1 protein-coding gene is annotated in these 1,219 nt (G+C 61.7%); it reads left to right on the plus strand.

From position 1 onward, the window contains the following. Positions 1-66: 66 nt before the first annotated feature. Positions 67-1,219: IS1182 family transposase (locus GA0061102_RS32465; protein ID WP_092856898.1), on the plus strand; the 1,153-nt coding region annotated here is incomplete at its 3' end.

Below are 1,219 nucleotides of genomic sequence, written 5' to 3' on the forward strand. Positions count from 1 at the left end.
CAGCCTGTGTGAGAAGTCCGGCAAATCAATTAAGGTGGCCGCATTGGAAACGATGCGGCCATTTTCATGGGATACATTTCAGGGACTGATCGGGGTCAGACGTCGCTGTTGCCAGCCCGGATCGAGGATTACGTTGCGGCAGATGCTGCGGTGCGGGTGATCGATGCCTTTGTCGATGGGCTTGATGTTGCGCAGCTCGGATTCAGGCGAGCGGTTGAGGCCTCGACAGGTCGTCCCCCCTACGATCCGCGTGATCTGCTGAAGCTCTACATCTACGGCTATTTCAACGAGGTGCGCTCCTCCCGGCGACTGGAGCGTGAATGCCGGCGTAATGTGGAGACGATGTGGCTGCTGCGTCAGCTTGCGCCGGACTTCAAGACGGTCGCCGATTTCCGCCGTGACAACGGGCCGGCGATCGTCGGTGCCTGCCGGGCTTTCGTGCTGATTTGCCGCGATGCCGGTTTGTTCAGCGCCCGCCTGGTGGCGTTGGACGGGTCGAAGTTCCGCGCCGTGGCCAGTGCCAAGAAGATCATGGGACGCCGCGAGATCGAGGCGGAACGCGCCCGTCTCGACGGCAAGATCACCGCTTATCTCTCGGGACTGGATGAGGCCGATAAGAACGAGCCGGAGGATGCGGCCGACGCCGTGGCAAGCGCTATCGCATCGCTTGAGAGCCGCCGGGGCGAACTGGACCGGATGGCAAGACGGCTGGACGACGAAGGTCGTACCACGCTTGTCGATGGCGAGGCGGATGCACGGCCGATGGGCAAGGGCAAGGGACCAAAGCCGCCCGCCTACAATGTGCAGACCGCCGTCGATACCGATACCGGCCTGATCGTCCACCATGAGGTCACCGACGAGGCCACCGATAATCGCATGCTGCATCCGATGGCAAGCGCGACCAGGGACGAACTTTGCCTGGAAAGCCTGACGGTGGTTGCCGATGCCGGTTATTCCAATGGCGCTCAGGCCAGCGCCTGTGAGGAAGACGGCATCATGGCCTGCGCGCCGTCAAACCGCGCAGTCAACAATACCGGCGATGGCACCTTGTTCGATCGTCGCGCGTTCTCATACGATGTAGAGGCGGACCATTTCATCTGTCCGGCAGGCCATCAGCTGACGCGCAAACAGCTCATCAGCAAGGAGCGCAGCGTGCTCTATGCTGCACAGGCCGCCGATTGCGCCGCTTGTCTGCTCAAGCAAAAATGTACCACGGCCA

It is taken from the genome of Martinezella miluonensis, assembly GCF_900094545.1.
Taxonomy (GTDB): Bacteria; Pseudomonadota; Alphaproteobacteria; order Rhizobiales; family Rhizobiaceae; genus Rhizobium; species Rhizobium miluonense.